Here is a 7,146-nt window from a genome sequence, read left to right as displayed (position 1 = left end):
CCGTGAGCGCGACCGTTGTTGCGGCATCCGTGGTCATCGAGGCCGCGCCGATCGCGGGGTCGGTCCAGTCGAAGCCGCTGTAACCGAGGCCGTGGCCGAACGGGAAGCGCGCGGTCGGGTCGAGGTTGGAGACCTCGTTCCGGCTTCCGAGCGGCGCGGCGAGGTACCCGCCGGGCTGGCCGCCCGCACGATTCGGCACGCTCACCGGCAGCCGGCCGGACGGGTTCACCCGGCCACTGATCACGCCGGCGAGGGCGCCTGCGCCCTCCTCACCGGGGAAGAACGACTGCAGCACGGCTGCGGCCCGTTCGGGCGCATCGTGCAGGAAGTACGGGCGTCCGGCGACGAGCACGGTCACGACGGGGGTACCGCTCGCGAGGACCGCGTCGAGCAGCGGCCATTGCCGTCCGGGCAGCTCGAGCGACTCGGCGTCGCAGCCCTCCCCGCTGGTCCCGCGCCCGAACAGGCCTGGCCGGTCGCCGAGCACGATGATGACGAGGTCGGCGTCGGCCGCGGCTCGTGCCGCCGACGCGATGCCGGTCTCGTCCGTCCCGTCGACGGTCACGCCGGGGGAGTAGGTCACGGTCGCTGCGGGGTATTCGCTGCGCACGGCCTCGAGCACGGTGCGGATCTCGATGCCGATCGGCACCTCGGGGTGCAGGGTGCCGACATGGCCGGGGAACGAGTAGCAGCCGAGCAGGTTGAGCGCGTCGTCCGCGTTGGGGCCGACGACCGCGATCCGCAGCGGTGCGCCAGCGGATGCCGGTGCGACGGGCAACAGTCCATCGTTCGTCAGCAGCACGACCGATTGCTCGGCGATCCGACGTGCGACGCTCCGGCTGGCGGCGGGGTCAAGATCGACCCGCCCGCGTACGGCCTCGACGTCGGTGAGATCGGCGTCGGTCCAGCCGACCGGGAGCGGGGACCAGTCTGCATCGAGCAGGCCGAGGTCGAGCTTCTGCAGCAGCACGCGCCGGGCGGCGCGGTCGACGTAGTCGCTCGAGAGCCGGCCGGCCTCGATCTCGGCGAGGAGCGGTTCGGCGAAGGTCTTGACGGTCGGCAGCTCAACGTCGACGCCGGCGCGCAGGGCCTGCACCGCGGCATCCCCCCAGGTCTCGGCGATCGAGTGCAGGGTCTTCAGGAAGGCGATGCCGAAGTAGTCGGCGACGACCGTCCCGGTGAAGCCCCAGGTGTCGCGGAGGAGCCCGGTGAGCACGGTCGGGTCCGCGGCCGTCGGCACGCCGTCGATGTCGGTGTACGCGTGCATCACGGAACGGACCCCGCTTTCGCGCACCGCCATCTCGAACGGCGGGACGAGCACGTCGTTGAATTCGCGGCGGCCGATCGAGACGGGGGCGAGGTTGCGGCCGGCCTTCGACGCGCAATAGCCGATGAAGTGCTTGAGGGTCGCGACGATGCCTGCGGATTCGAGGCCACGCACATAGGCGGTCGCGATGGTGCCGACGAGGGTCGGGTCCTCGCCGATCGTCTCTTCGACGCGGCCCCAGCGGGCGTCGCGCACGACGTCGAGCACCGGGGCGAGGCCCTGGTGTACGCCGACGGAGCGCATGCTCGCGCCGATCCGGCCAGACATCTCCTGCACGAGGCCGGGGTCGAAGGTCGCGCCCCAGGCCAGCGGCACCGGGTACGCGGTCGCGCCCCACGCGGTGAAGCCGGCGAGGCACTCCTCGTGGGCAAGGGCCGGGATGCCGAAGCGGCCGGCCGCGACGATGCGGCGCTGGCTGCGCGCGAGGGAGACGATGCCGACGGCGGCGTCGACGGGCCCGGAGCCGAACGGCCGGGTCAGCTGGCCGAGGCCGTGCGGGAGGAGGGCGTCAAGGTCGAGGGCGTCTTCCATATCGTGCTGGTACGGGGCGACGCCGCCGCCGTCGTTGGAGGCGCCGACCCAGACTCCGTAGAGCTGGGCGACCTTTTCGCGCAGGGTCATCGCGGCGAGGAGGGCGTCGACGCGCTCGGCGGGGGAGCGCGCGGTGTCCTGCCAGGCGTGCGGTGCGGCATCCGCCTGGGCGGGGACCTGGGACGGAACGGGGGAGAGTGTGTCTGTCATGGTTACTTGCCTCCGACGCCCATGAGGCCCTGAACGAGGGCGCGCCGGGCGAATAGGTATACGAAGAGAACCGGGAGCATCGAGAGCAGCACAGCCGCCATCAGCCCCGGAATGTTGACACCGTACTGCGACTGGAAGTCGAACAGGCCGAGGGTGATCACCTTGGTCGAGGCCGACTGGGTCAGGATCAGGGGGAAGAGGAACCCGTTCCAGGCCTGCAGCGCGGAGAAGACGATGATCGTCGAGATGCCGCTCTTGGAGAGGGGCAGCACGAGCTGGAAGAAGCTGCGCATCGGCGTCGCACCGTCCATGGCCATGGCCTCGTAGAGCTCCGGGGTGATGTCGCGCATGCTGCCGGTCAGGATCAGGGTGCAGATCGGCAGGCAGAACGCCGCCGTCGGCAGGATGATGCCGATCAGGCTGTCGTAGAGCCCGGCGACAGAGATCAGGTAGAAGATCGGCACGATGACGGCCTTGGCCGGGATCGCGAGCCCGAGCAGGAAGGTGCGGAAGATCAGCGAGATGCCCCGGCTCCGGCTGCGGACGACCGCATAGGAGAGCGGCGGCACGACGAGCACGACGATCGCGACGACGCTCACCGTGACGATGACGGTGTTCCAGACATAGGTGAGGAACCCGCCGGTGACGAGGGCGCCGAAGTTGTCGAGGGTGAACGAGCTCGGCAATGACAAGGGGCCGGCGGATGCGTAGCCCTGCTGCGTCTGGATCGTGGCCGTCACCATGACGTAGATCGGGACGAGGACGATCAGGAGCCAGATGATGCTGCCGGCCCCGGCGAAGTAGTTCGGTCTGGGCTTCATCAGATGCCTTCCTGGGCGCTGTTCATCTTGTCGTAGCCGGTGGCCCTGACCATGATGAGCGAGATGGCCGTCGCGATGACCACGAGCACGAGCGCGATCGCGCTGCCGACGCCGAAGTCGAAGGACTGGAACGCCTTCCGGTACATGTAGTACGGCGTGATCGTGGTGTCGGTGCCCGGGCCACCCTTGGTCAGGATGAGCACGGTGTCGAACGTGGTGAGACCGCCGACGACCATCAGGATGCCGGAGGTCACGATGGTGTTGCGCAGCTGCGGCAGGGTGATGCTGAAGAACTTGCGCATCGTGCCGGCGCCGTCGATCTCGGCGGCCTGGTAGAGCACGGGCGGAACCGAGCGGGCGGCACCCTGGTAGAGCAGGGTGTGCAGCGGAGTGAACTGCCAGGCGCCGACGAAGGTCAGCACGGCGATCGCGCCGGCCTGGCTGCCGAGCAGGTTGCCGTCGCCGCCGAAGATCCCGGCCAGCTGGCCGGGGATGCCGAAGTTCGGGTCGAGCAGGGCCCGCCAGAGCACCGAGACGGCCGCGGAGGAGAGCAGCAACGGGATGAAGTAGATCGCGGAGAGGACGGCGCGGTTTTTCTGCTGTCCCGCGGCCCAGACGCCGAGCAGGATGCTCAGTGGGGTCTGGATGAGGACGCCGAGCAGGGTGAGCAGGGCGCTCAGCCAGAGGCTCTGCATTATGACCTTGTCGCCGAGGAGCTTGTTCCAGTTGTCGAGTCCGTTGAACTCGGGAGAGCCGAGGCCGCTCCAGCTCGTGAAGGACATCACCGCGACGCCGATGAGGGGGACGATCGCGAAGAGGGCGAAGAAGATTGTGGCGGGGAGGGCCCAGGCGAAGCCCGGGCGGCCCACGTTGGGGCCGCCCGAGTGCCGTGAGCGCCCGGTGGTTGGACGCTTCATGGTCAGTTTCCTAGAGTGCCTGCATCGCGGAGATGAAGCCGGCGACGTCGAGTTTGCCGGTGAAGAACTGCGAGACCGCGGTCTTCAGGTCAGCGGACGCCGACTGGGGGTATGCCTGGTCCCAGGAGAGCTGGAACGCGGGTGCGTCCTTGACCAGGTTGAACTGGAAGGTCGCGTATGCCGGGTCGGCGGCCTGGTCGAGGAATTTCTCGGTCGTGGTCGTCGTGGGGAGGTTGCCGATCGCAAGCTGGGCCTGGACGAACTCGTCGGAGTACATCAGCTTCAGGAAGTCGCGGGCGGTGTCCGGGTAGCGGGTGGCCTTGATGACCGAGTAGTAGTTGTTGGTGTTGCCGACGAGGTCTGCGCCGTCACCCTTGCCATCGGCGATCGACGGGAAGCCGGTGTAGCCGAGGTTGGCTTCGGTCCACGCCTTGTCCGCGGTCTGCTGGGTGGAGTACTCCCACGAGCCCATGAGTTCGAAGGCGGCCTTGCCGGTGCGGAGCAGTGCGGGCGAGCCGCCGTCGACGAAGCTCACGGAGTCGAAGTTGGTGCCGAAGGCGCCCGCGTCGATGAGGGACTTGAGCTTGGTGAGTGCTGCCTTGCCGTCAGCGGAGTCCCAGACGGTGGTGTCGCCGCCGATGGCCTTCGTGAGGAGGTCGGGGCCGGCAACACGGTCGAAGAGGTACTCGAACCACATCAGGGTCGGCCACTGGTCGGCGCCGCCGAGGGCGATCGGGGTCACGCCCTTCGCCGTGAGCACCTTGACGTCGGCGAGCAGGTCGTCCCACGTCTTCGGTGCGGTGATTCCCGCATCCGTCAGGACCTGCTTGTTGTTGAACAGGATGACCGGCTGGGTGCCGCGCATCGGGATGCCGTACGGAACTTCGTCGATCGCGGCGGCGTTGAAGACGGAGGGCAGGAAGCTCGACTGGAGGGCCGGGTCCGTCTTGATCATGTCAGTGAGGGGGAGGAGGAGGTTGGCCTTGACGAACGGCTGGATGCTGCCGCCGCCCCAGTTGAAGAAGACGTCAGGCGCCGCGTCGGTGCTGATGATCGTCTGGAGCTTCTGCTGGTAGTTCGCGCCGGGGATCCGGTCGAGGATGACCTGGACCTTGGAGGTGGCGTTGAATTTGTCGACCATCGCCTGTTCGACGGTGTTGCCCGCGTCTCCGTAGACGGCGACGTGGATGACATTCTCCGGACGGTTGCTGTTTGCTGTGCTGCCTCCCGCGCCCGAGCACGCGGAGAGCGTCACTCCCAACGCGAGTACTGCGGATGCGGCGACGGCTCGTTTGAGCCACCTGCTCGTGTTCGACATTGAACGCCTCTCGAAAGTTTCGGCGTAGTTGCCGAAAGTGATTAGGATGACTGGAGTCTATGGCGCAGGGTTTGTTGCGTCAAGCGACAAACCAAACGGATGCACGAGGCCGAGGCTTCGGGGAAGAATGAGCCCATGTCGATCGTCGAAGAAGGCCGGGAGAGCCCGGACCGCGTGACCCTCTCGGCGATCGCCGCGCTCGCGGCCGTGTCGCTCTCCACCGTCTCCAAGGTGCTCAACGGGCGCGGCGACGTCGCCCCGGCGACGCGCACCCGGGTCGAGGACCTGCTGTCCCGCAACGGGTACAGCAGGCGCGGCGACGCCGCGGCCTCCGCTCCCCTGCTCGAGCTCGTCTTCCACGAGCTCGAGAGCGTCTGGGCGATCGAGATCATCCGCGGGGTCGAGCGCGTCGCGCGGGCAAACGGGCTCAGCATCGTGCTCACCGAGAGCGGCGACCGGCACGCGCCCTCGGTCGAGTGGATCGACGGCGTGATCGCCCGCAATCCGGTCGGGGTGATCCTGGTCTTCTCCGACCTCTCGGGAGAGCAGAAGCAGAAGCTCGCGACCCGCGGCATCCCCTTCGTCGTCGTCGACCCGGCGGGGGAGCCCACCCCGGACGTGCCCTCGATCGGCTCGGCGAACTGGTCAGGCGGCCTCGCGGCGACCCGGCACCTCATCGACCTCGGGCACACCCGGATCGGCATGATCGGCGGGCCCGTCGATATGCTGTGTTCGATCGCTCGGATCGGCGGTTACCGCGCCGCCCTCGAAGCGGCCGGCATCGCCTACGACTCCGCACTCGTGCTCGACGGTGACTTCCACCCGGAGGGGGCCCGGGTACGCGCGGTCGAGCTGCTCGACCGGCCGGACCGGCCGACCGCCATTTTCGCGGGGAGCGACCTCCAGGCCATGGGCGTGTACGAGGCGGCCAGGGCGCTGGGGCTGCGCATCCCGGCCGACCTCTCGGTCGTCGGCTACGACGACCTCCCCCTCGCCCGGTGGGTCGGACCGCCGCTCACGACGATCCGGCAGCCGCTCACCGAGATGGCGGAGGCCGCGGCCAACCTCGCGGTCAGCATGCGGCATTCCCCGGGCGGCACCGTGCAGCGGATGGACCTGGCGACGAGCCTCGTCACCCGCCACAGCACGGCCCCTCTCGTCTGACCTCGAATCAATTCGACGGACTTTTTGGGTTTTTTGCGCGTGGGAGCGCGTTTGAAGCGCTTTCCGGGCAAAAACTCCGTCGAATTGGTCAGGGGAGCGGCACGTAGTCGAAGGCGGTGACCGTGACCGGGTGGCCGGGCTCGCCGCTCACGAAGGGCCCGACGAGGGTGCCCACGAAGCCGCCGGCGCGCTCGGTCGTCAGGAGGGTGGCATCCGTCAGGGCGACGACCCGCGTCTCGCCGGTCACCGAGACCGCGAACTCGACCCCAGCGGCGGACAGCTCGGCGGTGAGGCCGAGCACGAAGCCCGTCGCAACGGGGCCGATCGGCACCCTGCCGAGGACCGTGTCGACACCGTCGGCGCGCGCGATCGCGGTCGCGGCCCAGCCGGCCGGCGCGTGCGCGAGCTCGAGGCGCAGGCCGAAATCCCCGCTCTGCCGCAGGGCGAGCCCGGTCGTGACCCCCGGGTGCGGCAGCACCAGGCGGATGCCCGCCCGCACGTCGGGATGCCGCAGCCGATACCCGAGGAACGCGGCCGGCGTCCCCGTCACGGGCTGTGGTGCCGATGTCGGTGTCGACCCGGCGGGGGCCGTGGACGCGGGTGGCGGCGCAGGAGGCTCGAGGTGCAACCCTGCCGCCGAGGTGTGCGCTCCCGGCACCGGCCCGCGCACGCCGAGCCAATGCGACGCGAGCGGCCCGGGCGGGAACGTGTCATGCAGTTCGGCCGGGGTCGGCGCATCCGCGCTCGTGAACGGTGTGCTGCCGCGCTCGCCGAGCCTGCCGGCACCGGGGTTGAATACGGGCCAGCCTGACTCCCAGGCGACGGGTGCGAGGAAGGTCTCCCGACCGAGCACGTGCC

5 protein-coding genes and 1 pseudogene are annotated in these 7,146 nt (G+C 69.2%); 1 reads left to right on the top strand and 5 read right to left on the bottom strand.

Features of this window, described 5'->3' with window-relative positions:
• The 4 genes from QN350_RS18635 to QN350_RS18620 all read right to left on the bottom strand — a co-directional run.
• Positions 1 to 2,068: glycoside hydrolase family 3 protein (locus QN350_RS18635; protein WP_323517089.1), on the bottom strand; the 2,068-nt coding region annotated here is incomplete at its 3' end.
• 2 nt (positions 2,069 to 2,070) lie between these two features.
• A complete protein-coding gene (locus QN350_RS18630) occupies positions 2,071 to 2,889 on the bottom strand; it encodes a carbohydrate ABC transporter permease (protein WP_322138077.1) in 819 nt (272 codons plus the stop codon).
• Positions 2,889 to 3,806 carry a sugar ABC transporter permease gene (locus tag QN350_RS18625; RefSeq protein ID WP_322138076.1) on the bottom strand — a complete coding sequence of 306 codons (918 nt, stop codon included), beginning with the start codon at positions 3,804 to 3,806 and terminating at the stop codon, positions 2,889 to 2,891. Before QN350_RS18625 ends, QN350_RS18630 begins: the two co-directional genes overlap by 1 nt.
• A 10-nt stretch (positions 3,807 to 3,816) precedes the next feature.
• The gene (locus QN350_RS18620) at positions 3,817 to 5,124 is read right to left on the bottom strand and encodes an ABC transporter substrate-binding protein (protein ID WP_323503714.1); all 1,308 of its coding nucleotides are present in this window, start codon (positions 5,122 to 5,124) and stop codon (positions 3,817 to 3,819) included.
• A gap of 135 nt (positions 5,125 to 5,259) precedes the next feature.
• Between QN350_RS18620 and QN350_RS18615 the strand changes: the two genes are divergently transcribed.
• Positions 5,260 to 6,288: a LacI family DNA-binding transcriptional regulator gene (locus QN350_RS18615; RefSeq protein WP_322138074.1), complete on the top strand. Its 1,029-nt coding sequence runs from the start codon at positions 5,260 to 5,262 to the stop codon at positions 6,286 to 6,288.
• Between the two features lie 88 nt (positions 6,289 to 6,376).
• On the opposite strand, the pseudogene QN350_RS18610 reads toward QN350_RS18615, so the two are convergent.
• A pseudogene (locus QN350_RS18610) lies at positions 6,377 to 7,146 on the bottom strand (hypothetical protein); the annotation flags it as partial.

Origin of the sequence: Cryobacterium sp. 10I5 (assembly GCF_035019865.1) — a bacterium.
GTDB classification, from domain to species: domain Bacteria; phylum Actinomycetota; class Actinomycetes; order Actinomycetales; family Microbacteriaceae; genus Cryobacterium; species Cryobacterium breve_A.
This window is presented reverse-complemented; position numbering and strand designations above follow the sequence as displayed.

Bases quoted from the DNA above. Each gene is read 5' to 3' on its own strand.
- QN350_RS18625 (WP_322138076.1), bottom strand. From the start codon at position 3,806: ATGAAGCGTCCAACCACCGGGCGCTCACGGCACTCGGGCGGCCCCAAC.
- QN350_RS18615 (WP_322138074.1), top strand. From the start codon at position 5,260: ATGTCGATCGTCGAAGAAGGCCGGGAGAGCCCGGACCGCGTGACCCTC.
- QN350_RS18620 (WP_323503714.1), bottom strand. From the start codon at position 5,124: ATGTCGAACACGAGCAGGTGGCTCAAACGAGCCGTCGCCGCATCCGCA.
- QN350_RS18630 (WP_322138077.1), bottom strand. From the start codon at position 2,889: ATGAAGCCCAGACCGAACTACTTCGCCGGGGCCGGCAGCATCATCTGG.